Annotated in this window: 38 protein-coding genes; 20 read left to right on the plus strand and 18 right to left on the minus strand. The window is 49.0% G+C overall.

The annotated features are described in order from the left end of the window. Positions 1 to 145 precede the first annotated feature (145 nt). Complete coding sequence (locus AYW75_RS04645; protein WP_067096053.1) at positions 146 to 1,357, plus strand: tyrosine-type recombinase/integrase; 1,212 nt, start codon at positions 146 to 148, stop codon at positions 1,355 to 1,357. On the opposite strand, the gene AYW75_RS04650 is transcribed toward AYW75_RS04645, so the two are convergent. The 17 genes from AYW75_RS04650 to AYW75_RS04730 all read right to left on the minus strand — a co-directional run bounded on the left by AYW75_RS04650 (position 1,332) and on the right by AYW75_RS04730 (position 9,094). Further along, positions 1,332 to 1,592 (minus strand): helix-turn-helix transcriptional regulator, encoded by a 261-nt coding sequence (locus tag AYW75_RS04650; protein WP_067096055.1) that lies wholly within the window; start codon positions 1,590 to 1,592, stop codon positions 1,332 to 1,334. The genes AYW75_RS04645 and AYW75_RS04650 overlap by 26 nt on opposite strands. Next, a complete protein-coding gene (locus AYW75_RS04655; protein WP_067096058.1) occupies positions 1,589 to 2,134 on the minus strand; it encodes a hypothetical protein in 546 nt (181 codons plus the stop codon). The genes AYW75_RS04650 and AYW75_RS04655 overlap by 4 nt, the downstream gene beginning before the upstream one ends. Continuing rightward, on the minus strand, positions 2,131 to 2,346 hold the full coding sequence (locus tag AYW75_RS04660) for a hypothetical protein (RefSeq protein ID WP_067096059.1): 216 nt from the start codon (positions 2,344 to 2,346) through the stop codon (positions 2,131 to 2,133). Before AYW75_RS04660 ends, AYW75_RS04655 begins: the two co-directional genes overlap by 4 nt. After that, positions 2,343 to 2,579 carry a hypothetical protein gene (locus AYW75_RS04665; RefSeq protein ID WP_067096061.1) on the minus strand — a complete coding sequence of 79 codons (237 nt, stop codon included), beginning with the start codon at positions 2,577 to 2,579 and terminating at the stop codon, positions 2,343 to 2,345. Before AYW75_RS04665 ends, AYW75_RS04660 begins: the two co-directional genes overlap by 4 nt. Continuing rightward, positions 2,572 to 3,063 carry a hypothetical protein gene (locus AYW75_RS04670; RefSeq protein ID WP_067096063.1) on the minus strand — a complete coding sequence of 164 codons (492 nt, stop codon included), beginning with the start codon at positions 3,061 to 3,063 and terminating at the stop codon, positions 2,572 to 2,574. The genes AYW75_RS04665 and AYW75_RS04670 overlap by 8 nt, the downstream gene beginning before the upstream one ends. Positions 3,064 to 3,072: 9 nt before the next feature. Further along, positions 3,073 to 3,294: a hypothetical protein gene (locus tag AYW75_RS04675; protein WP_067096066.1), complete on the minus strand. Its 222-nt coding sequence runs from the start codon at positions 3,292 to 3,294 to the stop codon at positions 3,073 to 3,075. Next, entirely contained in the window at positions 3,291 to 4,439 is a 1,149-nt protein-coding gene (gene rdgC / locus AYW75_RS04680) for a recombination-associated protein RdgC (protein ID WP_067096069.1), read from the minus strand. The genes AYW75_RS04675 and rdgC overlap by 4 nt, the downstream gene beginning before the upstream one ends. Then, positions 4,439 to 4,801 (minus strand): hypothetical protein, encoded by a 363-nt coding sequence (locus AYW75_RS04685; RefSeq protein WP_067096072.1) that lies wholly within the window; start codon positions 4,799 to 4,801, stop codon positions 4,439 to 4,441. Before AYW75_RS04685 ends, rdgC begins: the two co-directional genes overlap by 1 nt. Positions 4,802 to 4,810: 9 nt before the next feature. After that, positions 4,811 to 5,332: a hypothetical protein gene (locus AYW75_RS04690; RefSeq protein WP_067096074.1), complete on the minus strand. Its 522-nt coding sequence runs from the start codon at positions 5,330 to 5,332 to the stop codon at positions 4,811 to 4,813. 10 nt (positions 5,333 to 5,342) lie between these two features. Further along, entirely contained in the window at positions 5,343 to 5,675 is a 333-nt protein-coding gene (locus AYW75_RS04695) for a hypothetical protein (protein ID WP_067096077.1), read from the minus strand. After that, entirely contained in the window at positions 5,672 to 5,869 is a 198-nt protein-coding gene (locus tag AYW75_RS04700; RefSeq protein ID WP_067096080.1) for a hypothetical protein, read from the minus strand. Before AYW75_RS04700 ends, AYW75_RS04695 begins: the two co-directional genes overlap by 4 nt. Continuing rightward, entirely contained in the window at positions 5,869 to 6,201 is a 333-nt protein-coding gene (locus tag AYW75_RS04705; RefSeq protein WP_067096082.1) for a hypothetical protein, read from the minus strand. Before AYW75_RS04705 ends, AYW75_RS04700 begins: the two co-directional genes overlap by 1 nt. A gap of 10 nt (positions 6,202 to 6,211) precedes the next feature. Next, positions 6,212 to 6,727: a helix-turn-helix domain-containing protein gene (locus AYW75_RS04710; protein WP_156490807.1), complete on the minus strand. Its 516-nt coding sequence runs from the start codon at positions 6,725 to 6,727 to the stop codon at positions 6,212 to 6,214. Positions 6,728 to 6,817: 90 nt separating this feature from the next. After that, positions 6,818 to 7,135: a helix-turn-helix domain-containing protein gene (locus tag AYW75_RS04715; protein WP_067096086.1), complete on the minus strand. Its 318-nt coding sequence runs from the start codon at positions 7,133 to 7,135 to the stop codon at positions 6,818 to 6,820. A gap of 342 nt (positions 7,136 to 7,477) precedes the next feature. After that, positions 7,478 to 7,981: a hypothetical protein gene (locus tag AYW75_RS04720; protein WP_067096089.1), complete on the minus strand. Its 504-nt coding sequence runs from the start codon at positions 7,979 to 7,981 to the stop codon at positions 7,478 to 7,480. A gap of 1 nt (position 7,982) precedes the next feature. Then, on the minus strand, positions 7,983 to 8,327 hold the full coding sequence (locus AYW75_RS04725; RefSeq protein ID WP_067096093.1) for a hypothetical protein: 345 nt from the start codon (positions 8,325 to 8,327) through the stop codon (positions 7,983 to 7,985). Positions 8,328 to 8,341: 14 nt separating this feature from the next. Next, positions 8,342 to 9,094: a helix-turn-helix domain-containing protein gene (locus AYW75_RS04730; protein WP_067096095.1), complete on the minus strand. Its 753-nt coding sequence runs from the start codon at positions 9,092 to 9,094 to the stop codon at positions 8,342 to 8,344. 291 nt (positions 9,095 to 9,385) lie between these two features. Between AYW75_RS04730 and AYW75_RS04735 the strand changes: the two genes are divergently transcribed. From AYW75_RS04735 to AYW75_RS04785, 11 genes are all read left to right on the plus strand, one after another. Next, positions 9,386 to 9,637, plus strand: coding sequence for a hypothetical protein (locus tag AYW75_RS04735; RefSeq protein WP_067096099.1), 252 nt, complete (start codon positions 9,386 to 9,388; stop codon positions 9,635 to 9,637). Between the two features lie 45 nt (positions 9,638 to 9,682). Then, positions 9,683 to 10,246, plus strand: coding sequence for a hypothetical protein (locus AYW75_RS04740; protein ID WP_067096102.1), 564 nt, complete (start codon positions 9,683 to 9,685; stop codon positions 10,244 to 10,246). Then, the gene (locus tag AYW75_RS04745) at positions 10,243 to 10,485 is read left to right on the plus strand and encodes a hypothetical protein (protein ID WP_067096105.1); all 243 of its coding nucleotides are present in this window, start codon (positions 10,243 to 10,245) and stop codon (positions 10,483 to 10,485) included. Before AYW75_RS04740 ends, AYW75_RS04745 begins: the two co-directional genes overlap by 4 nt. Next, positions 10,482 to 10,904, plus strand: a complete 423-nt coding sequence (locus AYW75_RS04750) for a hypothetical protein (RefSeq protein ID WP_067096108.1) — start codon at positions 10,482 to 10,484, stop codon at positions 10,902 to 10,904. Before AYW75_RS04745 ends, AYW75_RS04750 begins: the two co-directional genes overlap by 4 nt. After that, positions 10,901 to 11,581, plus strand: coding sequence for a DUF2786 domain-containing protein (locus AYW75_RS04755; RefSeq protein WP_067096121.1), 681 nt, complete (start codon positions 10,901 to 10,903; stop codon positions 11,579 to 11,581). The genes AYW75_RS04750 and AYW75_RS04755 overlap by 4 nt, the downstream gene beginning before the upstream one ends. Then, positions 11,578 to 12,660 (plus strand): hypothetical protein, encoded by a 1,083-nt coding sequence (locus AYW75_RS04760; protein WP_067096124.1) that lies wholly within the window; start codon positions 11,578 to 11,580, stop codon positions 12,658 to 12,660. The genes AYW75_RS04755 and AYW75_RS04760 overlap by 4 nt, the downstream gene beginning before the upstream one ends. A gap of 1 nt (position 12,661) precedes the next feature. Further along, positions 12,662 to 13,222 (plus strand): hypothetical protein, encoded by a 561-nt coding sequence (locus tag AYW75_RS04765; protein ID WP_067096127.1) that lies wholly within the window; start codon positions 12,662 to 12,664, stop codon positions 13,220 to 13,222. Next, positions 13,219 to 13,575, plus strand: coding sequence for a hypothetical protein (locus AYW75_RS04770; protein WP_067096130.1), 357 nt, complete (start codon positions 13,219 to 13,221; stop codon positions 13,573 to 13,575). Before AYW75_RS04765 ends, AYW75_RS04770 begins: the two co-directional genes overlap by 4 nt. A gap of 6 nt (positions 13,576 to 13,581) precedes the next feature. After that, positions 13,582 to 13,779 carry a hypothetical protein gene (locus AYW75_RS04775; protein WP_067096134.1) on the plus strand — a complete coding sequence of 66 codons (198 nt, stop codon included), beginning with the start codon at positions 13,582 to 13,584 and terminating at the stop codon, positions 13,777 to 13,779. 104 nt (positions 13,780 to 13,883) lie between these two features. Next, positions 13,884 to 14,387, plus strand: a complete 504-nt coding sequence (locus AYW75_RS04780) for a hypothetical protein (protein WP_067096137.1) — start codon at positions 13,884 to 13,886, stop codon at positions 14,385 to 14,387. Further along, positions 14,377 to 15,534, plus strand: coding sequence for a tyrosine-type recombinase/integrase (locus AYW75_RS04785; RefSeq protein WP_067096141.1), 1,158 nt, complete (start codon positions 14,377 to 14,379; stop codon positions 15,532 to 15,534). Before AYW75_RS04780 ends, AYW75_RS04785 begins: the two co-directional genes overlap by 11 nt. Before the next feature lie 44 nt (positions 15,535 to 15,578). Here AYW75_RS04785 and AYW75_RS04790 read toward each other — a convergent pair whose 3' ends face one another. Then, positions 15,579 to 16,370 (minus strand): hypothetical protein, encoded by a 792-nt coding sequence (locus tag AYW75_RS04790; protein WP_067096145.1) that lies wholly within the window; start codon positions 16,368 to 16,370, stop codon positions 15,579 to 15,581. 441 nt (positions 16,371 to 16,811) lie between these two features. On the opposite strand from AYW75_RS04790, the gene AYW75_RS04795 reads away from it, so the two are divergent. From AYW75_RS04795 to AYW75_RS04825, 8 genes are all read left to right on the plus strand, one after another. Beyond that, positions 16,812 to 17,102 carry a phage holin family protein gene (locus AYW75_RS04795; RefSeq protein WP_067096150.1) on the plus strand — a complete coding sequence of 97 codons (291 nt, stop codon included), beginning with the start codon at positions 16,812 to 16,814 and terminating at the stop codon, positions 17,100 to 17,102. Next, on the plus strand, positions 17,099 to 17,617 hold the full coding sequence (locus tag AYW75_RS04800; RefSeq protein ID WP_067096153.1) for a hypothetical protein: 519 nt from the start codon (positions 17,099 to 17,101) through the stop codon (positions 17,615 to 17,617). The genes AYW75_RS04795 and AYW75_RS04800 overlap by 4 nt, the downstream gene beginning before the upstream one ends. Beyond that, complete coding sequence (locus tag AYW75_RS18870) at positions 17,614 to 17,781, plus strand: hypothetical protein (RefSeq protein ID WP_197478898.1); 168 nt, start codon at positions 17,614 to 17,616, stop codon at positions 17,779 to 17,781. The genes AYW75_RS04800 and AYW75_RS18870 overlap by 4 nt, the downstream gene beginning before the upstream one ends. A 255-nt stretch (positions 17,782 to 18,036) precedes the next feature. After that, positions 18,037 to 18,606 (plus strand): terminase small subunit, encoded by a 570-nt coding sequence (locus tag AYW75_RS04805; RefSeq protein WP_067096156.1) that lies wholly within the window; start codon positions 18,037 to 18,039, stop codon positions 18,604 to 18,606. Beyond that, the gene (locus AYW75_RS04810; protein ID WP_197478899.1) at positions 18,554 to 20,524 is read left to right on the plus strand and encodes a terminase gpA endonuclease subunit; all 1,971 of its coding nucleotides are present in this window, start codon (positions 18,554 to 18,556) and stop codon (positions 20,522 to 20,524) included. The genes AYW75_RS04805 and AYW75_RS04810 overlap by 53 nt, the downstream gene beginning before the upstream one ends. After that, on the plus strand, positions 20,518 to 21,045 hold the full coding sequence (locus AYW75_RS04815) for a hypothetical protein (RefSeq protein ID WP_067096159.1): 528 nt from the start codon (positions 20,518 to 20,520) through the stop codon (positions 21,043 to 21,045). The genes AYW75_RS04810 and AYW75_RS04815 overlap by 7 nt, the downstream gene beginning before the upstream one ends. Then, the gene (locus tag AYW75_RS04820) at positions 21,042 to 22,586 is read left to right on the plus strand and encodes a phage portal protein (RefSeq protein ID WP_067096162.1); all 1,545 of its coding nucleotides are present in this window, start codon (positions 21,042 to 21,044) and stop codon (positions 22,584 to 22,586) included. The genes AYW75_RS04815 and AYW75_RS04820 overlap by 4 nt, the downstream gene beginning before the upstream one ends. Next, the gene (locus tag AYW75_RS04825) at positions 22,570 to 24,519 is read left to right on the plus strand and encodes a phage major capsid protein (RefSeq protein WP_156490808.1); all 1,950 of its coding nucleotides are present in this window, start codon (positions 22,570 to 22,572) and stop codon (positions 24,517 to 24,519) included. Before AYW75_RS04820 ends, AYW75_RS04825 begins: the two co-directional genes overlap by 17 nt. Positions 24,520 to 24,534: the final 15 nt, after the last annotated feature.

The raw sequence follows: 24,534 nt of genomic DNA on the forward strand, positions 1-24,534 counted from the left end.
TTCCTTTTTCTTCTGTTTTATTGTCCCGCTCCTAATCATTAGCTATCATCGCGTTTAAGTACATAATTGAGTACATGGGTTTTATGTACTCGTTTTTCCGTAATTTAATTACACATAAAATTACACATAAAATTACAGGTATGTGATGGCGATATCTAATGCGTGGCTTAAGGCTAATGATGGCCGTGAGCGTGATAAGGTCGAGGTGGTTTCGGATCGGGATGGTCTGAGTGTGCGGGCGACGCCGAAGGGTAAGCTTATTTTTCAGTTTCGGTACCGCTTTGCGGGTAAGCAGCATCGTGTTGATATTGGTCCGTATCCTGGCATTACGTTGAAGCGGGCGCGTGAGATACATGCTGAATTGCGGGCAGAGTTGGCAGAGGGCAGTGATCCGAAAAAGGTGCTGGCACATCAGCGGCTTGGTGATGCGCCGGTGAACACGGTTGAGCAGCTGTATCAAGATTATCATGATAAGTTTGCGTCGCATCATAAGTCGCGCAGCGACCAGGTGATTGGCTCGATGCGGTTGCATGTGTTCCCGCGGTTTGGCAATTTGGCGGCGGACAGTATGAAAACGCATCATTGGGTGTCGCTGTTTGAAGAGGTTGCTTTGTCGGCCCCGTCCATTGCTGAGCGTTTACTGAGTGCGGTCAGTCAGATGTACGCGTGGGGGATTCGGATGCGTCGTGTCACTGAAAACCCAGTGTCCGATATATCAGCCAAGTTTGATTTGCGGATTAAGCGTAAAGCGGCGGTTCGGAGTCTCGACGATCGTGAGCTTAAATTGGTATGGCACGCCATTCTTAAGAGCAATGTGTCGCCGCGTAATACGGTCATGATGCAGTTGTTAATCATGTGGGGGGGACGGATCGGTGAGCTACGTTTAGCGGAAAAGAGCCATTTTGATTTGTACAATAATGTGTGGACGATACCGCCAGAAAACCACAAAACAGGTGCCAAAACGGGTAGGCCATTAAAACGGCCGATTTTGCCAGAAATGGCGGATTTGATTAAGCAATGCTTTCAGTTAAGCCCGGCGCATTATAAATACATGTTCCCTCGTAAAGACGGCACGGATATGCCTACAGTGGGTAATACGCATCTGGGCATGAGTAAAAATATCAATCAGTGGATTAAGCGTCGCTTGGCTCAAGATGTGGATCACTGGACAGTGCATGATTTGCGATCGACGGCGCGGTCACGTTGGTCGCAACTGGCGCCGCCTCATATCGCTGAGATTGCGTTAGGGCACGCGCTGCCATCAATGTGGCAGACGTATGATCATTATGATTACTTAGATGAGCAACGAGAGCTGTATGCCGCATGGATGATTAAGCTACGTGAGATTGTTTCTTAGCGTTTTCCCATTCAACAATGTCTTCTAGCGCCCATCGCGCGCTTTTTCCGCTGCCAAACCGGGGTTCGGGTAGCTTGTGTGGGCAATCGTCTTGACGCCAGCGCCCGAATGTTGATGTACTGATGCTGTAGCGTTTTTGCAATTGGCTACCGCTAAAATACTGCGTTGGTGCGCCTGCGGCCGCAAATACATCGATCATGGCTGGTGCTGTGGGTGTTACTGATTGTTCGCTCATGCTTCTTCTCCTTCTTTCATTCCAATCGCGCACAGTTCCGCGACTTCTTTGCCCCACTTGGATGTAAGAGGTTCAGCGTCGCGGCCATAGTTGTCTTTGATGTGGCATTGCATAAACAGGTAGATCTCGGCTAGTGTGATTGGGCCTTCTTCTACAAATCCGCTTTCTAATGCGCCGATCATGGTGTTTACGAATTCCTCTATTCCATCAGCGGCGCCTTTTTCGATATGCCCGAGCAGTCCATACACTTTCCCAGCTGCTAAGCTATTGAATGAGGCTTTCTGACGTTCGACCTCTGCTTTTAGCTGTTCATTTTCTTCGTGAAGCGCTTCGTTTTTGGCTTTTGTGTTGTCGATCACGGCCCAAAGCAGGCCGCTTTTAATTGGTGCCCCTGAGCCGTGGCCAACGGTGACGTCTTTGATTTTCTCGATGCTATGGTATTTGCTCTCGTTGAGCGCAGTCACTAGGTGATTAGCGATGTTGCGCGCGTGGGTGCTGTTGCCAGTTTGTTGCCAAAGCTGTAGGTCGCGTTCTAGGCTCATAGCGAATATACCTGTGTTGCGATGAATAGACTTTTTAGACTAAACATCAAAATGATCTCTATTGAAAAAGCGATGCCTTGGAACGCAAGCTTGTTGCTCCGATCGACTGTCGATGGCAGAAGCATTGCCAGCGTCAGCGCAAAGGCTAGGGCAGCAAAGTTAAATACCGATATGAGCAAAAATGCCCCGAGCAATTGAATAAACGGTTTCACGCCTTATCTCCCTTTAGTGCTTCGATCGCTATGGTGTGCATGAATTTCTCTTGCTGGGTGCGCGGTACAAAGCTTTTAATTTTCTCCAATCCATCGCGTAATGGTGCGGTGGCTTGTTCATGTAATTCTTGCGCTCGTTTGCAAAACGTTCTTACTGTGTAGGCTTCAGAGCGCTGGCTCGCGGCGAATGCTTCTAGTAGTAGCTGATCGCCAAGGTCTAAAGCTTCAGACATGGAGCCTCCCGATCGCTGGGTGCGTGGCGATGATGTGTTGCATCTTTGCTTTTGCAATCGCTGGGTCTTTGATGATATTTAATCCTTCGCGCGCTTTTGTTTCGCCGTCTGTGCGCACTTTTCGAGCCGCACCGTTTTCTTTGAGCTGTTCAATTTGTTCGTCTGACGCGAGCGTGTGTAGTTTGCGGTTTGTAATGCCCATAAAATCGAGCGTTTGATTAATGCCGAGGCCGTCTTTGATGGCCTCATTGATTCGCTGGTTGATTTGCTCTTCTGTTAAATGCGCCAGTTTTCCGCGGCCGTGCAGATTCTTTTCTGCATTTTTTTGAAATGCAATTAGCTGTTCTGGGCTGGCTATTTTTCTCAATCGTTCTATGCCAATTCCCAGCTGTATAGCTGCCTTGAACGCGCTGGTGCCCGCTTCGATGATTGCCGGTAGCTTTGCGGCCAGTTCTTCGTTTGTTTTTGGGTTGATGCCTGCCATGGGGCCTCCTTACGCGGCGTTTTGTTCGTTTAGGCGAGCGTTGACGTGGTTTAACTGCGCCTCTAGCTCTGCGTTTTGTGTTTGAAGTTGGCGGATGGTTTCGGCACTGGCATCGAGTGAGTGTTGTAGCCCTTCGACTGCGGCGACGAGCTCAGCAACTAGGATCGGGTTGCTGTGGTCGTCGTGGCCAGCGATCAGAGTGCGGTTCCAGCAGTGTTGTTTAGTGATCATGCCGCGTGCTCCTTGCTGATCAGGACTTCTCTTGAGCCGTTATAACGCATAGGGCCAATCACACCTTTTTGCTCCATTTCTTCGATCAAGTGAGCTGCTCGGTTGTAACCAATTTGTAGGCGTCTTTGCAGTTTTACCGGGGATGCAGCGCGAGACTCTATAACGAATTTTTTGGCCTCTGGATAAAGCGGATCAAAATAAGGTTCTTCGCTTTCAGTAACATCGTATTCCGCATCTTCGTCAGAAACACACATTTCAATGTCAAACCATTTCGCCATGTGTTCGGTAAAGAACTCGCGCACGGTTAAGGACATCAGTGCAAAGTTGGCGTCGAGGTCGGACATCGCGCCGCCTTGGGAGTCGTTGAACGCGGCTTCTTTTAGGGTGTCGTCCCACTTCACGCTTTTAAGCGTCAGGTCATCATTAAGTACGAATGACAGTTTGTCGGTGTAGCATAGTGCTAGGGACTTCACTTGCATGCCTTGCTCTAGGTGACGGGTTACGTCTTCCGAAAGTGGCTCGAAGCTGTTAAACGTCGCTTTGGTGCTCGCGCTGGCTGTGTCTTTGATCACGCAGTTGTCACCGGTTTCTAGGTTGGCTGGCACGTCGTTTTTCATGAGCCAGTCGGTCATAACGCGTGCCGGTGACGACTGCACCTGCAGTGGTACCATGGCGAACGATCCGAGCATGGTTTGCAGCAGCTTGAATGACTGCTCGGTCATGCTGGCATTCGTTGTGTTGAGTACCAGCAATTCAGCTTTCTTATCGATGTATAGCCACACGTCAGAGCGCTTAGCGAAGGCTTTAGGGCGTAGGGTAAAGATCAGCTCTTCTTTGATGTCGCTTTTTTCTTTACGGCCTACTTTACGGCCTTCTACCAGCTCGATCTCGGCCACTTTGGTGTCCAGTGCTTCACGCACGACTGCTGCAGGTAGGTTCTTTTCTTCTTTGCCGAAACGGATCAACATGCAGTCATTGCTCACGATCGACCAGCACTCAGAGTTACGGACTAGCGGCAGTGTGCCGAATGTAAACGCGTCTTGTGCGCCGACTTCTTGCAGCTGGTGTTCTGGCAAAGCCTGCTCAATGGCCGCGAAATCAACGGTGCCTTTGAGTTGGAATATTTGGATGGTCTTGAAAAACATTATACTGTCACTCCTGTGAACTCAGGTGCTTGATACTCCGCCCAGCCAAGTAGCTTGTAATCTTTGTTGAATTCAAGCTGTTCGTAGTAGTCGTCAAATTCAGAATGCGATTTGCAATCCACCCATCCTACGCTTTTAACATAATCGCCATCAGGAGACGTAAGTGCCCATTCATCGCACTCTCCATTGGGGTTGCCCGCTTCGTCAGTTGTGATAGGCCGATTTTGATAATGGGCTGTAAATACGTGTACGCCCTTCGGGTTTTTAACAGCTATCCAGTACAGTTTCTCAGTGCCAAGCTCTACCTCTGGCACTGTATTTGGATCGTTCCATTTCACGATCGGTGGTTGTGGGGTTGTCATGGTGTCTCCTTAAAAACAATCAGACCAGTCATTGTTTAGAGCTTGTATTGCATGCTCTTCTCGTGAGGACTCCCATTCAACAACCACCGCTTCAACATTAGGTAAGTGCTGGCGTTTATCTTCTGGGGTGCTTTCGATGTGATCTTTATGTAGCTGGTTGATTTCTGCAGCGCGGAAGTCGGCTTCGGCGCGGGATGATGCAGCAACTAGTGAGCCGGGGCCGTGTATCTCAACTGCCCAAAGCTTCTGCTCTTCGGCTGGCGTGGTATAGGCTTCAGCACAGAAAGGGCAGAAGCGACCAAAGATAGGCATTTCGATCTTTTTACGGTTCTTGGCTTCTTCACCATTCACTTTTTTGACTTTATGACTGCCTGAAACAATCATTGCCGGCACAGCATTTGAGCTGCCATCCATGCGGAAGTAGTAGTGCATAATCTCTGTGTCGAATGACTCTGCTATCGCGTTTTCAGGCGGGTTGCCTTTCATGTGTTCAGTGACGTATGCCAAGGTGTCTTGCATGCAGTTGCACATATCTGTCTCCTTACATGCCTGCCGCTTGTTTTGCGGCGGCTTCTGGTAATACGGTGAATGAGCTGGGTTTCTCTAAAAACACCAAGCTCACGGCTTGCGGGTGATCTGCGGATGCCTCGCAGCGGATCAGCATTTGTGCGATACGCATGGTTTCGCCGTCGATGCGTTCGCGTTTGTGCTTGCAAGCGGAGCCGCCCATTACAGAGCTAATAACAACGCTGCTGTTGGGGCCGTGCTGTGTTAGCTCGCGGAAGTTAAGCGCGAGTCGAAACAACGGGTTCTGTTCGCCATCAAGCACGATCAGCGGCTTATTTGGGTAAAGAGTGGCGGTGTATAGGCTCATGCTGCTTTCCCTTTTTTTGGAAACTTAATGTCTACGATTCGTGGTGCGTCGAATGCCAACCGCGCGGCGTTGGTGGTGCCGTGGCATTGGCTGCGGTGTTGGCCTGCGTATTTCACGACGATCACGGTGTCTGAGTCGCTGGGCGGCACGGTGATCGTGGCGTGTTGGTCCTTTTGGAGTGTTGAAACAAGCATTAGCGGCCTCCTGAATGTGTGCCGTAGCTGCCATAGGATTGGCCATAACCGCCTTGTTGCGGTGCCGGTGCAGGCTGTTGTGGTTGTTGTTGCTGTGGCTCGTCCCAAAACAATTGAATATCAACAGGGCCCGTTACGCCCACTGGCACGGCGTCCAGCTGTAGCGTGATGTTGGGCATGTTTTGCCCTGGTTCCGGTGCCCAAGCGGTGACGCGACCTAGCGAGGCATAGCGGTTTTTCTCTTTCGGCTGGCCGTTTGTGTCCAGCTCGCGGCTTTGATATTTCTCCGCGACGTATACTGCGCGGCCTCTGGCGATGGGTTGGCGTGACATGGTGTATCTCCTATCCAATGATTTCTTCGTTGATGACGAAAAGGCCGTGTCGACCAATTCGTGTTTTTACGCGTAGCGTTTGGCTGGTCTTGCGAATGTCCACGTCGTGGTCGGTAACAAAGGGCGTATCGATCGCAGCGGTGAACAGCACAAGCGCGATGAAGCTGAATGCGGCAAACGCGTGCTGTGCTGGTGTTTTTTCGGTGGCTGGACCGATACGAAACTGGATGTCGCCAAGCGCTATGGCTTTGGCAACGGCTTCGGTCAAGCAGCGCGCGTGGTAGAACTTGCGGGCTTCAACTTGATGAAAGCGAATAGTGGGTACAGAGCGACACATAATGTTGGCGATCTGTGGTGACTTAAGGCCTTGGGCCGTGAGCGCTAGGATTTCAACAGCGCGGCCGCTGATGTGCGGGGCGCTTTCTGAGGGATAAAACGTGATGTTTTTTGCGTCTTGCATGGGGCGGCCTCTTGCCTGTGTTTCTTTGATTTCCTGTAAATTACAAAAAGTATAATATTCAGTCAAGTAAATTATTAGATTTAAGGTTAAGTAAAACACTGTATATTAAAACAGTATTAAAGTGATATGATTGATCGGAAATGGAAGGAACGGGGCTTAACGGTAGGATTTGGCGAGGTGTTCTAGCGTGAGAATGGCGGCGTCTTGTCGCTCGGTTGGGAGCGTTAGAATAGCGGTTTTAAGATCGGCCAATGCTCGATCGGCACGGCTTTCGCGCAACTGGTCGCGGGGTGAAAGGTCGGTTTTGAGAGCGTGTTGGAGTTTTTCAATGATTGCGCGAGTGGGAATATGGCGGTCCAGTTCCCACGCTTTGATCGTGTGAGCCGAGCATTGTAGTTTGCTGGCTAGCTCATTCCGTGAGAGATTTTGGGCGTTCCGTGCGGCTTTTAGGCGTTGGCCGAACGTTTTATTCATAGTGCGAAAAATTGACCTAAATCAAGGAATGTACATGCTTAAGGATATTCTGGGGGCGTGTATATAACCATTTGATTTAAGTGAAGAAAAGTAAGTGGGCAGTGAAATCGCGTGATCCTATCCGAATCGTGTAGACTTTTACGCCAAACGTGTAGACTTTTACAGAGGGTGTTGCATTAGATTGTTACGATACGCATCATTTCGTAATGATTTATTGCACCAGGATGGGTGGAAAGATGGATGTGTTAAAGCAAATCGCGCACTTGGAAGCGTTGAAAAAAGGAGCCGAAGCCGACGGTGAGATCGGCATGGCGTTGTATTATCAGGTAAGGGTTGATGAGCTTAAAGGTCTGAATCGGGTAGGCCATATATCAGAGTCTGTAGAAATTCGTACTGGTTCAGTGTTCTCATGCTGTGATAATGGAGCTTACCGTCTTCATCGCGTTTGAGTATTTGAAAGTCTACTAAGCCGTAGTCAATGATGTGCGTTTTTCGGTTTCGGCTCATTGGTGTGGCCATTTTGACAGATAAGCTTATGTCGCCCGACTTCGACTTTAGCGAGTCGCCTTCTTTGAAATCAATGTAGGGGCCTTGAACCCACACCATATAGGGCTTTTTGTCTTTAAATCGTTGGTCAAATGATAGGCCCAGTGCGTCGCGGAATGCGTAAGGTACATTGAATGTCCAATGGCTATTATTTAAGTCGCCTGTTCTTGAGTCTTGGCAGTAATCGACGCGCGGGATAATTAGCTCAGTAGATTTATCGGCACGGTAATAATGATTGCCAGATTCTTTTTCAGTCGCTCGCTTCCAGAGTGTTTCTAAAAGCTGAATTTCGTGGGACATGCTAGCCACCTTCCATGATGCGTGCGAGTTTACGTTTAGCGTTTTTCACCAGCTTTTTGTATTCGTCTAGCTTTTGTTCTGCAGTGATGACTTCTTTTAAAGCGGCTTCTACTTTTGTTCCGGCTATCCACCCTTCCAATTTTTTTAACTGGTCAATAGTGGCTTCATCATAGATAACATCTTCATAGCTGCCAGTTAATACTTCAATTCTGTGTTTGCAGTGGGTGCCATTTTTTCCTGCGGGGCAGTCGCACGCTATCTCTAGTTCGTGATCTGTGTGTTTAAGGATTTCGACTTGGTAGGGTTCTGGTTGCGATCCTTGTATTTGAATTTCTATAGTGTCCATACTGCCCCTTTAAATTAATACTTCCAAAGTCCGTCTTTCATTTTGAGCTGCAATGTCAATTGATCAAACACAGCTTGGAATTGCGCGGCGTCTTGCTCTGGATCGTAGCCTTCACGGGTTGCGATGCGGGCGTTATACAGTTGGACGACGGCGGTTAAGTAAGGGTTGATGATGTCGGTATCGATCTCAAGCCCTGTAGTTTTGATGGCTGCTGCCAGTTGGTTAGATGTTTTGGCGACTAGATTTTGGTCAATCTGCACGGCCTTGGGTGGTGTCATCGGTTTGCGATCAAACCAGCCCTCTGGTAACTCTAATCTTTGCTCTGACAGGCGTGCTGATTTTGCATTAAGTTGGCTTTTGCCATTAAGCACCTTACTGATCCAAGCTTCACTGCGGCCACAAATTTCCGCAATTTTAGCGCGCGTAATGCCTTTATCTGCTTCAAGGTGTGCAACATGTTTGGCGAAATTTTGACGACGCCATTGATAAATCCATGCGTTGCTAAATTCTTCATCTGTCATGCCGCCCAGCTTCATAGCGTCTGAGATGGGGATGTCTAGTAGACGACAAATCATCACTGCTTCATCAAGCGTAAAAGATGTTTCGCCACGCATTCGGCGCTCCACAGCGCTAACAGTTAAGCCTAGATAGTCGGCAATGTCACTGCGTTCAAAACGTGAAGCGTTAATTATCCGCATCATTGCTAGCGCGCATGCGGCGGCCGTGCTGCCTTTGCTCTCTTTGTTTTGTGGGGGTTGTGTCGGCATATAGTGGTGTCAGCCTATTTTGAATCGGATTTAATAATTAATTAATCCAATTAATTAATTAATTTGTGCTTCGATTCTGTTTAAAAAAGAAATTTCGTCAATTTCGTAAAAAATTAATCTTTACTGAAACTGTCATTAGGTGTTAAATTTATGAAATATTGGATTGGTTAGACAACTGGTGTTTTGTATAAAAGATCGCAGGTTGTGTAATTGAACCAAAAACGACCATGTTTTCATGGGCTCTTAGTCGGCACGCTGTGAAGCGCCCGAGCAGAGTTTGGGGGATGTCTTGTGAAGCTACCACGCCCGTTAGGGTTCAGTCTATTAACTAATAGTCGTTGTGGTAGTGGAACGACTGACCCGCATTTGAGATCGGCCCTTATTTGTGATGAATCTGCATTATTCGCCCCTTCGGGGGCTTTTTTAGCAACGCAGAAAGTCATGGATTGGGACGACCTAGAACTTTGTAAGCTTGTTGATCAGATCAATGAGCGATTCGGACAACTGAGACACATCGATAGGCAAGACGCCGATCAAATGTAAGACGCAATCATCGATGTATCTGTTTTACTTTACAGGTACAGAGCAATGAGCAATAATTTAATCGCTCCTGCAAAATCAGGAGACTGGATTACCACCCAGCTAAAAATCACGGGCAGACAAGCCGCCCATTTAAGCGGTTTTTTTACGTCTGTCGCACGCCTGTACCTGCCTGTTATGGTCGGGTTGGCGGGGCCGTCTTCTGACGGGTCAGCGCTCCGTGATGCTGATTGTGGTAACCCTGCTAATCCGGCCACCCAAATTTCGAAATTACCACTTCGATGTGGTGGCCTCAAAGATAAATCACGGAGGCTTACCATGGCACAATTACGCCTATTGGTTGACGATCGCCTGAGCGTTTACGCTAAGCGAGTTCGCAACGCTATCAAATACCACCTACCTGTTTTTGGGGATTCTCCCCGTATCTTGCTCGACGAGCAGGAGATTTCCCGTTTAGCTAAAATTCCAATTGAAAAAGTTCGCCACGCCATCAAAGAATTGATGCGCGAAGGCTACCTCGCGCCGTTCTTCCACGGCCGCCGCTCAAAATGCAACGTAATCGCGCTGCTAAATCCCTCTCTATCCGGTGACGCGATGGAGGTGTGGGCATGAGCTTATCCCCTGAACACGTAGACGCTATGGTTTTACGACAAATGCAGGATTTTTCTGTTTGTGGTGAAACCCAGAACACAGGCGATATTGCTAACCGAGTGTCGTACCGAAATAAAGAATCTGTCTCTGGTGAGGTTGCTCGCCGATCTCTTTATCGCCTTTCTAATCGAGGATTGGTGAAGCGTCATCCTATCTTTTGCGGTGAGCTGCGCTGGTCGTATGTAGGGGGTGAGGTATGAGTGCATATTTTTTATACGGCGCTTGTTTGGCTGCTGTTTGGATTGCATCATTTAAATATGCTGTTGCATTGGGTCGTTTGAAGGCGTCAAAAGGAGAGCAAAAGCGGCTTGCCGATTTGATTGAGCGCCTTAAAAAGAACCAATCTCGCGTTGCTTTGCGCAATATTTATCGGGCGCAGCTTTCGTATTATCAACGCAAAGCGGCGGGGCTGAATTTGCAGCCAGCCGCATCAAAATCTATTAACTTCACTGTCCTTTTGTCATCGAGTCATGAATTTCCTGATCGTGAGATCAAGAAGCTCTATGGACCTGATTTGATCGCAGGTATTCCCAAAGCCTATCGATGTAATGGTGTGTTGCTTGTTGAAAATATTCAGTACCTAGGCCAAGTCAATGAAGTGGCTGGGGGTGAGCAATGAGCATGGATTCTCGCTACAAAGAAAAAATCCGCAAGCTGTTGGCTTTGTCTCAGTCCGATAATGAGCATGAAGCCGAAGCGGCAAAACGCCAAGCCAAAAAGCTAATGGCGAAATACCATATTAACGCCGATGAATTAGACATCGTGACGATCAACGCTAGGCCATTGGTACGTAAAGGCACTAAGGAATACGAGAATAGCTTAATTTGTGCTATCGAGCGTATTTCTGGTTGTTACGCAATTATTCGAGCGAAACGGACCTGCGGTAAGTGGGGACGAGTAATTGAGTTCACTGGCCTCGAGCGTGATGCAGAGCTTGCGGCTTACTCGTTTGATGTCCTGCTTCAGCAAGTTGAAGAGGCACGTAAGACTTTTGTTAAAAAGGTTGACCGGTCTGCAAAAGCGGCCGACTTGTATTGCGAAGGCTGGATGGATACCGCCACGTGCAAGTTGGTTAACGTGTTTGGTCGTCGTGAGCGCCCTGTATCTGTAGAAAAAAATATGGGCAAGCGTTATCCCGATATTAAGTCTGCAAATATTCGTTCTGTGTCGCTAGGTGTGGTTTTTGGAGGAGGTGAGTACCTAAACCTTGGTTGCCAAGATGGCGAGCACGCTAATCTCAATGTGGCCGCTGGTGACCAGCGTGAACCTCAGTTACAGATTGGGGGTGTGCAGTGAGTGTAACCCCAGCTGTGGCGGCCATTGGTCGCCTTGGCTTCACTGGCAATGTGACGCCTAAAATTTGGTACAAGCAAATCTCTTTGCCTTCTGGTCGCCCTGATCATAAGGCAATTACTCTATTGTCTGAAATTCTGTACTGGTATCGCCCAACTGAGATTCGTGACGAGCATACTGGTCAGGTTGTTGGCAGCCGAAAAAAATTCTCAGACGATAAATTACAGCGCTCTTACCAGTCGTTTGCTGATGATTTTGGTATGACGAAACGTGAGGTGCAGGATTCACTCAAACGCTTGCGTGACGCGGGGTTGATCACTCTTGAGCTACGTTCTAAAACGGTTGGCGGCAATCACCTATCAAATATTCTTTTTATTGAGCCTGTTGCGATTGAAATTGACCGCATTACATTCCCAAAAGTTGAAGCTAATGTGACGCCCAGCTGTAACACCTCCTCCGAAAATTCGGAGGATCCCCCACGTGAAAATGTAGGTGCCCCTACGTCAGGATGTGGGACGTATACAGAGATTACTACAGAGACTACAACAGAGATTAATTTAAATAACTTGTCCGATTCGGTCGAATCGAACGCAACCGCTCCGGTGGTCCCTGTTGAAAAATTCGATGCCAAAGCCAAACGCGAATTACTGGCCGAGGCGTTTGAACACGTCTGGGTTGGCTACGGTCGCCGAGGCAGTAAGAAGCCCGCCGAGACGAAATTCCTAAAACTCAAGCTTCCTGATGATCGAGATCAGGCCGTGGCGTTTTTGCAAAACATCATCGCCAAGGCTAAGCAATGGGGAGCGCTGTACGCTCAGCACCCTAGCGAGATTCGGTTTCAGCCACACTGCGTGCGCTGGATCAATGAAGAAAAATGGAACGATGAGCAATTGCCTGTCCTGAATACCGCACCAACGCAATCGACTACCGGAGGTCACCACCATGCAACACGTAAACTCTCTGCTGCAGAACGCGCAATTGCCGACGCCAACGAATTACTCAGCCAACAACGAGCAGACCAACCAGAGCCAACAGGCGGGTATCAAGACGTTTGCGGCGAATATCTGGGCAGGGATGAGTAGCATGTTTGGTAGCCGTTGGTCGAGCCAGTATGGTGAGTTGTTGGGCGCTGATCGCCAGTTGACGGCAACCGCGATGGTTTGGGGCCGCACGTTGGTTGAGTTTGGTTACGATCGTGTTAACCGCGCATTGAATGAGTGTGTTCATAACAATTTGGCGTGGCCGCCAACGCTGGGCGAGTTTGCCAAAATGTGTTCGCCTCGCCCTAGTGATTTCAATTTGCCTGATGTGGCGGCGGCGTTTCGTTTGGCGATCGATAAAGATTGGTCCAATAACGCAATTTGGGAAACGGTTCATCGTATTGGTTCGTTTGATTTCTACCGCATGCAGGAGAAGGAGGCTAAGCAGACGTTTAACCGTGCTTATAACAGTGTGGTGGCTGACATTGCAGCGGGTAAGCCTTTGACTAAACGCCATGTGGTGAAAACGGGCGATATGTTGGAAGACCAAGACTCTGCTAGCCGCTACAAACGCATGACTGACGCTGAACGCGCCGCTGATCGTGAAGTGGGCAAGCAAAAAGCCTCGGCGCTACGTGCCATGTTGCGTGGGGGTGCGGTATGAGCGATTTGTTTAATGAGTTCCCATCGACTGATACAGCCTATTACGAAGCGGCCAGCAATTCGCATGATATAGCGCGCTGGAAGCCCAGTCATGACGTTGTTTTTGAGGCCGCAAGGCGTGTTGGTTTTTCTGCTCTTCGTCGTCGTGATACGGGCGCGGGAAAGCGAGGGTTTGCAAAGCATTACAAAGAGGTTTGTAAGGCGTATCTGCGCGGTGAGCGGTTCAAGCGTGATGTTGTAGCGCCGCGTGATACCGCCACTGGCTTCGAGAAGTTGAGCGAAACAGAAGCATTCGAGCGCAAGATGATTGGCCGTGCTAGAGTGGCTGAGTTGAAAGAAATGCTAAGGAGTTAGTGAATTATGATTGGTGTAAGTGCATTAAATACAGCGTTGAAATGTGTGAAACCTCAAGAAATCGAGGAGGCTTTTGCAAAAGCTCTTTCTGAGTTGGTTGGGAAGGATGTCGAGGTCAATATCGAAAGTATTGATTTAAGCACCGGTGCCACCCCATCGATTAAGTTGACAATGGGGGAGCCTCTGAACCTTGAAGACCTCTAAGAAGTGATTTAGCGGCTGACTTCGGTCAGCCTGCATCGACAAGCGTGTTCGCTGAGCGCGCTTTTCAATGCTAACCATCATCGTCGTGAGACGAGGAGTACAACATGCGCTGGAACGATCGTCACAAGCCGCTATCCCTTGGCGGTATCTCTTGGAATGTTATCAATCGTCACATCAATTATCTGATTAGTTCGTCTAAGGATGCGGGCTGGCATGGCCAGAGCAACGCGGGGAAAATCTGCGATATGCTGGAGACGGGTATCGAGCCTGATTTTCAGGGCGGTGGTAATTCTAATTCAAAGATGATCCGTGAGATTGAGAAATTAGAGGTTTCTGACTCTGGCTTGGATTATCTGTTCTCGGATTTAACCCCACAACAAAAACTGTGTCTATTGGCGGCGGTATTGGCGGATGGTCGCAAAAATGAGCATGGTCAAGCGCCTTCTAATGCGGCGATTGTGGCGATGTTGCCAGGCTATGCGGCTCAGTTACGTATGAAGGCGCCGCATAAAGCCATCTTGGTTAATCGCTTTGAAAAACACGTTGCGGAGGGGAAAAGCCGCTTTGTGAAGCGAGTTGAGCAGGAGCTGATCAAGCGTGACATCTAAGCGAATCACGGACACGTTGATAAAAGCCACGTTAGCGACGGGTGATAAGGAGTGGTTGTTCGATTCGCGCCGTGTTGAGTTTCGGGCGAACCAAAGTCGAACAGGCGGGACGTTTTACGATGTTCGGTATCAGGGCAAACGAAAGGTGCGCACGGTGCTGGGCAAGTGGCCAGCATTGAGGGCATCTGATCTATTTAAGCGGTTAAGCGCGATCAGATCGCAGACCATGGCGGGTGAGCGCTCGACGGTGAAAGTAGAGCAGATCAAGGACGTGCAGGGGCTGTTGCTGTGGTTTGCGGATCATATCGAGTCGGATAAGTCGTTTAGTGATAGTTATGCGGCTACGGCCCATGGCTGTATTTATAACCATTTGATGGATTCGTTGGGCGATGTGGCGATTAAGTCACTGTCTAAGACGGATTTCTATAAGCGTGTGTATATGCCCAAGCAAGAGACGCTTGCGGTGTCCACTCTTCATAAGGTTTGGGGGGTATTGAAGCGTGCGTGTTCGTTGGCGGGTAAGCTCGGTTTGATTGCGCGTGATCCGCTGATGGGGGTGGGCTGGCGTGACTTTACGCAAGACAAAGAAGTCGCACGATCGGGGCGCCTTAAACCGTATCAGTTGCCCGAGCTGGCTCAGTGTATTCAAGATAGCCAGTTTTGGCGTCGTTTGTTCTTTTCGATGCAGTTGTGCCATGCGACTCGCATTTTAGAAACGAGTTTAGTGGAGTGGTCCCATATCTCGCTTGATGACGCGGTTTGGTATATCCCAGCAGCGAACACGAAAACAGGGATAGAGCATAAAGTGCCGATCGCACCTGCAGTGGTCGAATTGCTCCGTGAAGCCAGCGCTAAACGCCGTGGTAAGTTTGTGTTTTCGCAAAATGGTAAGAAGTCAGTTCATACGAGTACTGCAAGTAAGTGGTACCAAAAGCTTTCGGCTGAGTTCGGCCAGAAGTTTACTAGCCATGATATGCGTAAGCTTGCGCGTGATTATTGGCAGGAGAGTGGTGTCGATAGCCGTGTCGCTGAAATGTTGCTGAACCACGCGCAAAGCGATTTAGAAGGGCGGTACCAAAGCCGCTATGCGTGGCCTGAGATGGTTAAAGCCGTGGGCGCGTTGGCAGGGGTGGTATTCGGGCAATAAAAAGCCCCGCTAAGCGAGGCTTTAGAAAAATCCTGATATCAAACTCACGAAATACGAGAGTTTACCACTTCCATCGCTTTCGCTAATTTAGATTCGGTCTCAGCTGTCCATTCTGCTGAATGTAGGCGAGGCGCTGGGGCAGAAGGAACGGTTTTTCCAGATTTTAGCTGGGCAACTACCTCACTGAAAAGAGGGTGCTCACTAAGTTTAACTGGTTTACTAACAGCTACTTGATTCAATTCCATTATGTATCCCCTTGAAACTATTGCCTCATTGATGATGTTCATATCATAAATTGTAGGCGATAGATTATTTTGTTTAGTGGTATTACACACAAACTTCACTTCTGGGCTTGTGCAATAATCCGAAAAGGCTGCAATTTGAATGGAGGTTTTAGCACATCCACACTCAAATAAGGCTGCCGCTGCAAACTCTCCTCCGCTTCCAGCAGAGAATACTTTTACAATCTGCTCATCTTGACAATATAGGGCATGACCTAGCCCAAAATCAAATAGAGTTCTACTATCGGCTAGGTCAACTATAGCCAAAGCAACTTGAGGAGTGCCATTCTCGTCGCATACCACAGGTGCGCTTGCCATGTCTCTCGAAACTAACCACCACTCTTTCCACTTAGCTATATACAGAGAACTACCTGCAGTCATCAAGACAAAAGTATTTTGATATGGCGTTAGTTTGTCGAATCCAGTGTCGTCGCAGTAAATCAAGTAGCGCTTTTGGTCTGACAGTATTAATGGAGATTCAGGGTTTCCGCCAACTGACCATCGAGTATCCGAAGTTACGATTGAATTAGCATAGTCGCATAAAAGAGTTGTCATTTACTTTCCGATGTCGTCCCTGAAATTGGTTGCGAATCCTACTTTATTGAGCGTGATGTGTCTATATTTTCCGTCACAGTGCCGTCACGGTATCGCGTTTCGTTATGCGCTTAAAGCCTTTTGCGGCGCGGCTTTGCGCTGTGTTGTTATAGAGTTCTATTAAGACCATAGAATTCACATATCGCGCGCGCAAGGGTGGAAAAAGGGGAAGTTAGCGGTTACAGTTTGTTCATCCTGTGATTTTTGTGTTTACGGGAAACAAATCATCAGAACCCAGCCAGTGCGCTGGGTTTTGTCGTTTTAGAGCGATTTGATTTGGCGTCCTTAATTAAGTCTCACTTTCCAGGCGGTGAGTAGCTTTGTGGGGCGTCAATTCAAAGTGTTCTTATTTCTGGCCTCGCACCCGCGGGGCTTTTTCGTTTCTGGACTGGATTGCCAAACATGAAGCCGCTACTAGATGACCTGTTACCAATTGCTGCGTTCATCTTGGTGGGCGTGCTGGGAGGTGCTGTGAAGTACCTACGACAAATTAAGCAAAAGATTAAAGATTTCTCGATTATTCAATTACTTATCACCGTTATGACGGGCGGTTTCTTGGGGATGCTTACGTATTTCTTGGGGACTGAGATGGGGATGTCTGGGCCGATGATCGGCTTTATGGCTGGCATGGCTGGCTTGATGGGTGATGAGGCTATCAGCTTCTACACCAATAAATTCAAGGGGATGCCATGAGTATTAGTTATCCGCAATTACGCCAATTTGTTGTGCGTCCAGCTTTAGAGCAGCTTGGCTTGTATTCGCTAGCTGCTGATCAGTTGGTTATGGGCACGATCGCTCAAGAGTCGAATGGCTCTTATTTGAAGCAGATCGGTAAAGGTCCGGCGCTTGGATTGATTCAAATGGAGCCAGCAACTCATAAAGACATCTGGCTCAACTTTCTCAAGTACAAGCCTGCATTGCGCGATCATCTATTGAGTATGACCAGTGACACTGTTGATCTCGTGTATGACGAGTGTGGCTGGCCGGATCATCAAGCGTTGATCTGGAACCTACGCTATGCCATTGCAATGTGTCGAATCTACTACTATCGCAAGCCACAAGCATTGCCGAAAGCCAGTGATATCAAGGCATTAGCGCAGTATTGGAAAGATCACTACAACACGGTTCACGGTGCAGGCACGGTGAGCGAGTTCATTCATAATTTCCCGTTTGAGTTGTACGGGTTAGACCAGGAGCAATTCAAATGAGCAAGATTCTACTCGGTACACTCAAGTACATCGTCACCAAAGCGTTCACTGAGAAGGTGCTAACAAAGTTGGTGATCTACATCGCTGAGCATTTGGCGGCTAAGTCTACGAACAAGCTTGATGACAAGATCGTTGGCGAGCTGAAAGCAGCCTTAGAAGAGTAAAAAACACCCTGATTTTAGAGTTTGGGTCCTTCTGGGGCGTTAGAAAGCGGATGGGTCCCGACATCGCCATTCCCGCGACGTTGAGAAAGGAAGAATCTAGTCCTTTCTTCTTTTCCGGTTAGAAAGGAACCGTCCTCGCAATCCGTTGATTTTTCTGGTGCTGAGCCATTTTCGTGAGAAAGGAAGTGGCTTGTCTGATGTGGGAAAGTGCTTCCTTTCTATCTGTGTAGTTAGTTCCTTTCTTAGAGGTCGATTATGGCGTTGGTAAACAAAAAAGAGTTTGCCGCGATTGTTGGCTATTCAGAACGCTGGATCGGTGAGTTTGTGAAGGAAGGAATGCCCACTGAGAGTGGTGGCGGAAAAGGTAAAGCTCTTAAAATTGATACCGCGAAGGCGGTCAAGTGGATCATCGAACGTGAGGTAAGACTTCAGGTCGGTGAGATTGACCCCAACGCACCCAAAGCTGGCACAAAAGACAGTGAGGATTTGTTACTCACCAAGGCCAAGCGACGCAAAGCAGACGTGGAAGCGGCCAAAGCTGAAATGTCAGTCATTGATATCCAAGATGCAGCGCAGTTCCTATTTGAGATTAGCACCCTGTTTGGGCATGAGTGTGATGGACTGGGCGCTCGATTAGCTCCTGAGGTTGCACCTGTTGATGAACCAGCCAAGTGTAAGCACATCATCGACACCGAAACCCGACGGGTTCGAGCTGCCACCGCTGACAGGCTCCGAGAGTTTGTTTCTGAGTATCGTGCTCGACGCGGCGAACATGGTTCAAGCACCGCCGATGAGGACGCCAGCGGATTGGGCGACGAGTCATAGACGCATGCCGCCTGGTTCTCCAATACCGGGCAATTTCAGTACATTAAGAACGCCATACATGATTCCGGTCTGTATTGCGTTCACAGAACCTAGTTTTAGCAAGATCACTTTTGTGATGGGAACGCAGATGGGTAAGTCTGCTACCATGCAAAACGTGATTGGTTGGAAGCTTGACGATCATCCTGCTCCGGTTATCTACGTTGGACCAACTGAGTCCAACATAAATAACGTGGTAGAACCGAAGGTCGTTGAGATGTTCCAGCAGTGTGACAGCTTATGGCGTAAGTTCGACCAGAAAAGCCCAAAGCACAAAAAGCGCGTTGCAGGTGTATCGCTTCGTTTTGCTTGGGCTGGATCTGCAACCGAGATGGCGTCTGACTCAGCCGTCTTAACTTTGGTGGACGAATTAGATCGCCCCGATGAAAACTCAACGGGCGAGGGTACACTTGCCGAAGTGGCAGAGGCGCGTGGTGATGCTTACACCGACTCAAAGCTAGGCTTAACTTCAACACCGACACATGGCTCGGTGTCTACCTACATTCATCCAGATACAGGTTTGGAGCATTGGGCGGTTGCGCTCAAAGGTAAAATCAGCTCACCGATCTGGTTGCAATGGCAAAAAGGCACAAAGCATGAGTGGGCGGTACCATGCCCGCACTGCAACGAATATTTTATCCCGCGTAGCCATCTACTTTGGTGGCCTGGCAAAGACTCTAATGAAGAGTGTTCGCCTGTAACCGCGTCAAAAGAAGCAAAACTGATTTGCTTTCACTGTGGATCGGCCATTGATGATGGCGACCGTCCACGAATGAACGCGAAAGGTATTGCGATCGCACCTGGTCAATCAGCCAAGCTTGCTGATGATCAGGCTATCTTGACCCAAGACGGTGAAGAGTTCGCCATTCCATTTCACAGCTATGTGATCCCCAGCGAGCAAAACAACCACTTTTCTATTTGGGTAAGCGGTCTTTGTAGCTTCTCTGGTAAGAAAAGCTATGGCTATCTCGCTCGTAAATTGGTTGAGGCCAAAGAATCCGGCAATCCTGACGATCTGCTTTCTGTTTACAACACTGGCTTTGGTGAAGTGTTCGCCATGGTTGGCGATGTTCCAGAATGGGAAGAGGTGTTTGCACTGCGTAGTGAGTACGCTGCGGGTGATGTTCCGGAGGGTGTTCATACACTTATCGCCACCGTGGACGTACAAAAGAACCGATTGGTTTATGTTGTGCGCGGCTGGATGGATGGCCTGTCTTCTCGCCTAATTGAATTTGGCGAATTGTGGGGTGACACCGACAAGCCAGAAGTCTGGCAAGAGCTAGACGAACTCATGGAGCAAGAGTGGAACGGCCTAAGCATCAAAATGATTGGCGTGGATGCTGGTTACCGTGATGAAGAAGTTTATGCGTGGGTGCGTAAATACAAGACTCGTGCTCGTGCGCTGATGGGTCTACAAAAGATGGATAAGCCATTCGGCATGGTTCGAGTGGAAGTCGATAAAAACGGTAAAGTCCGCAAGCGCGGTGATAAGCGTTGGAACTTCAACACCACCACTGCTAAGGCATGGGTTCATAGCCGTGTGCGCTGGGAACGCGAGACAGTGGGTGATTGGTTGCTACCTAGCAACGTAACGCCCGACTACTGTAAGCAGATCGTTGCCGAAGAGTTTGACGAAAACAAAGGTGTGTACCAGCGCATCAGTAAAAACAACCACTTCCTTGACTGTGAGGGGATGAACTTTATGGTCGCAAAAATGCTCAAGCTAGACCGAAAAGGAAAGGCGCAACAAGAAAGCGACCAAGAACAGTCAGAGGATCCAGAAGTGCAGGAAGAGGATCAGGAAGAAGAACCAAAATTAGTAAAGCGCAAACGTAAAAAGCGGATAGCGCGTAAATCGGGGAACTTTGCGAAGTCATGGTAATACCAAAAGAACTAACAGCGGGACTATCGGTGTCGTTTGTATTGTCTTTGCAAGATTTTCCAGCAAGCCAATGCGTAGCGACTTTGCATTTACGCAACCAGAACGGTGCGATCGATATCACATCAAGCGCAGTGGATGATGATTATCTATTCTCAGTGGCTCCATCAGTAACAACTGAGTGGGCGGCAGGGGAATATACTGCGGTACTACGTGTAAACAAAGATGATGATGTCCATCAGCCCTGGCATGGCTTTATCGCCATTAACCCAGATGTCGCGGCGCTTGCTGTGCTGGATGATCGATCTAACAACGAACGAATGCTCGAAGCGGTGCAGGCCACCCTTGAGCGTCGTGCCAGTTCTGATCAGCTAAAGCTAGCCTTTAATGGGCGAAGCCTAGAAAAAACACCGCTCAGCGAATTGATGCAACTCGAACAAATGTATCAGCGCCGAGTCATGATTGAGCGGCGCAAGAAGGCGAAACAATCTCTATTCAAAGTTAGTAAGGTGAGGATGCGATGAGTTGGAATCCATTTAAACGCTCCAAGCCGCCACAGCCCGAAAGCGGTAAAAAGAGCCGCCGATCGCCACTGTTTAAATTGAAAAGTACACAATCTCGTGGGCTTTTTAGTGCCAGCGAGTATGACCACAACAACAGCGGGTGGGATGCCACAGCGGTTCCAGTTGGTCAGGTGATCGATCGCAAGCTACTTTCATTGGTTGCTCGCTCTCGAGAGCAAGTTTCTAACAATGACTACGCCCGCGGATTTGTCCGTGAAGTACGAAAGAACGTCTGGGGTTCAAAAGGTATCCAGTTGCAGGTTCGCGGCAAAGATCCTTCTGGTTCACTGGATGCGGTTGCGAATGAAGCAATCGAGCGAGCGTATAAAAAATGGTGTCGTCGTCAAAATTGCTCAGTTGATGGGCGTCTTGATTATGTTCGCCTTGGTCGAGTTGCCATAAATATGGCGGTTGGTTCCGGTGAAGCCTTTATCCGAATAGTAGAAGGTGACGCGGCTGGCCCATGGGGGTTTTCGTTACAGGTTATTGATTCGCTACGTGTTCCAGTGGGTGTTAATGATACGCGCCTGCGCAACGGAAACGTGATTCGTCATGGCATTGAAATGACGCCTTATGGTCGTCCGGTTTCGTATTTGGTTGAAACCAAAGCCGGTGTATTAGCGGACCCATTTAAGCATAACGGCAAAGAGTTTGAGCGAGTCCCAGCTGAGGACATGCTGCATATTTACGATATGGAGCAGGCTGAACAGTTCCGTGGCTTGCCATGGACGCACAGCTCACTGACCCGCATGAAAAACGTTGCGGGTTTCGAGGAAGCCTCGGTGGTCAATGCTCGTGCGGGTGCCAGCAAAACCATGGTGCTTAAAGCTGACCCTGATGTGTATGAAGCGGATGAAGATGAAGAGGAGCCAGAATTTGATTTGGAACCTAACTCAGTGGTGGTGTTACCGCCTGGCTATGAGCCAGTTGATTACTCCCCTGACTTTCCATCGGCTGAGACAGCGTCTTTCATAAAATCGCAATTACGCGGAACGGCTTCTGGCTGGGGTGTGGCTTATAACTCTATAGCCAATGACTTGGAAGGTGTGAACTTCAGTTCCATTCGCCAAGGCAAGCTTGATGAACGTGACGGCTGGAAAGATCTACAAGAATGGTTCATTGAAGCCTTTTGCCGCCCAATCTACGAGCGTTGGCTCGAACACTCTCTATTGTCAGGCAAGATCGTGTTGCCAACAGGCAATGCACTGAATGCAAGCCGTTATGAAAAGTTCCTTGATGTTGAGTGGCAACCACGCCGCTGGGAGTGGGTAGACCCTCTCAAAGAGGAAAAAGCGATCTCTGAAGCGCAATCGAATGGCCGCAAGTCTCCAAGCGAGGCGATCCGCGAGTCAGGCCGCGACCCAGATGCGGTTTGGCAGGCTTATGCGGATGATATTGCCGCGATGCGAGCTAAGGGGATTCCTGACAATTTTATCTTTCGGATTCTAGGGCTATCAGCCATAGCGCCTAGCGATGGAGAAGAAGATGGCCAAGAAGAATAAAGGCTCACTGCAAGAGGTCTTGCGTGATGCCCAAGCTCAGCCACAGTACCGAAGTTTTAAAGTCGGTACCGTAGATGAAGAGGCTCGGACGGTCGAGCTGTCTTTCTCAAGTGAATACCCAGTCGAACGTTGGTTTGGCATGGAGATCCTAAGTCACAAGTCCGGTGCAGTGCGCATGACTCGCTTTGAGTCCAATGCTTCTGCTCTGGTTAACCATGACTGGGATGATTTAGTGGGTGTGATCGAATCAGCCCGCATTGAAGGGGGTAAAGGAAAAGCGATTGTTCGCTTTGGTACCAGTGAGCGCGCTGAAGAAATTTGGCAAGACGTTAAGTCTGGTATCCGCACACACATTTCAGTGGGTTACATCGTTCACGCCATGGAGTTGGAAAGTGAGCGTGATGACGTGCGCACTTATCGAATTACTGACTGGGAGCCGTTTGAAATCTCCTTTGTCACAGTGCCTGCAGATCCATCTGTGGGTGTCGGTCGTGGCATGGTCCATGACCAGTATGAAAAACAACTGCGTGAAATTGGCGTGCTCAATGCCGCAGAACCAGAAACCGAAAACCGGAGCAATCCTACTATGAATGAAAAAGTTTTACGTGATGCGAGCGGCCGTTTGGTGCGAGCAAAAGTCGATGACAAAGGCGCAATTGTTGAAGTCTTGGAAGTGCTAGAAGAATCTAGCGAAGAGCGTTCAGCAGGCCAAGAACAAGAGCAACAGCGTGTACGTGAGCTGCTTGATTTAGCAGAGCAATACGGCCACCGTGGCGTCAGCGTACATCCTTTCCTTCGTGACAAATCTAAAAACGCTGCGGATTATCAGCGTGCTTTGCTGGATGCTGGCAAAGAAAATGGCGGTGGTGCTGGCAAGCGCTCTGCAACACCGACGGCAGCAGACTCACCAGATATCGGCATGAGCGAAAGCGAAGTTCGTAACTACTCGTTTTTGAATGTGTTGCGTTACTTGGCGAACCCAAACAACGAGCGTTACCGTCGTGAAGCAGCATTTGAGCTTGAAGCGTCAGAAACCGCCGCAGGCAAGATGAAGCGTGAAGCGCAGGGCATTATCGTTCCTAACGATGTATTGCGTGCGGCGCCGATCGCAACCACTGGCACTGGCGGTGGCTTGATCGATACGACTTTGGCGTCTGGTTCATTCATTGACATGCTGTACAACAAGTCAGCGGTGATGAACTACGCCACTACCTTGACTGGCTTGGTGGGCGATCTATCGATCCCAACTCAAGAAGGCGGTGCGACTGGTTACTGGCTAGGTGAAGACGTTGATGCAACGCTTAGCGATCTAACATTTGGCGAGCGTTCATTGCAGAACCGTACTTGTGCGGCCATGGTTGAAATGACTCGTAAGATGCTTCAGCAGTCATCGACTGACGTTGAAATGCTGGCGCGTCGTGACATTGCCACAGCGCTGGCATTGACGATCGATAAAGCAGCGCTTTACGGTGCTGGCGGCGATCAGCCAACAGGTTTGGCGAACATCACTGGTGTGAACGGTGTTGATTTTGCGGCGGTTAACCCGACGTACAACGAAGTTGTGCAAATGGAAACCGAGATCATGTCTGATAACGCAGACGTGGGCTCAATGGCGTACATGATGAACGCGGCTGGCCGTGGTCACCTAAAAACAACTCAGAAGTTTACTGGTACGAACGGTAACCCGATTTGGGAAGGCGGCAACACCGTCAACGGTTACGGTACCAACATTTCTAACCAGATCACGACGGGTGATTACTGGTTTGGTGTTTGGTCTGAGCTTCTTATTGGTTTGTGGGGCGGCTTGGATCTTACGATCGACCCTTACACTCACTCAAGCAAAGGCCGCTTGCGTGTGGTTGCTTTCCAAGATGCTGATGTGGCGGTGCGTCATGCAGCGGCATTCTGTCTTGGTAAAAAGCCAGTAGCCTAACCCGTTAACCTAAAC

Source organism: Marinomonas atlantica, from assembly GCF_001639725.1.
In the GTDB taxonomy this organism is placed as follows: domain Bacteria; phylum Pseudomonadota; class Gammaproteobacteria; order Pseudomonadales; family Marinomonadaceae; genus Marinomonas; species Marinomonas atlantica.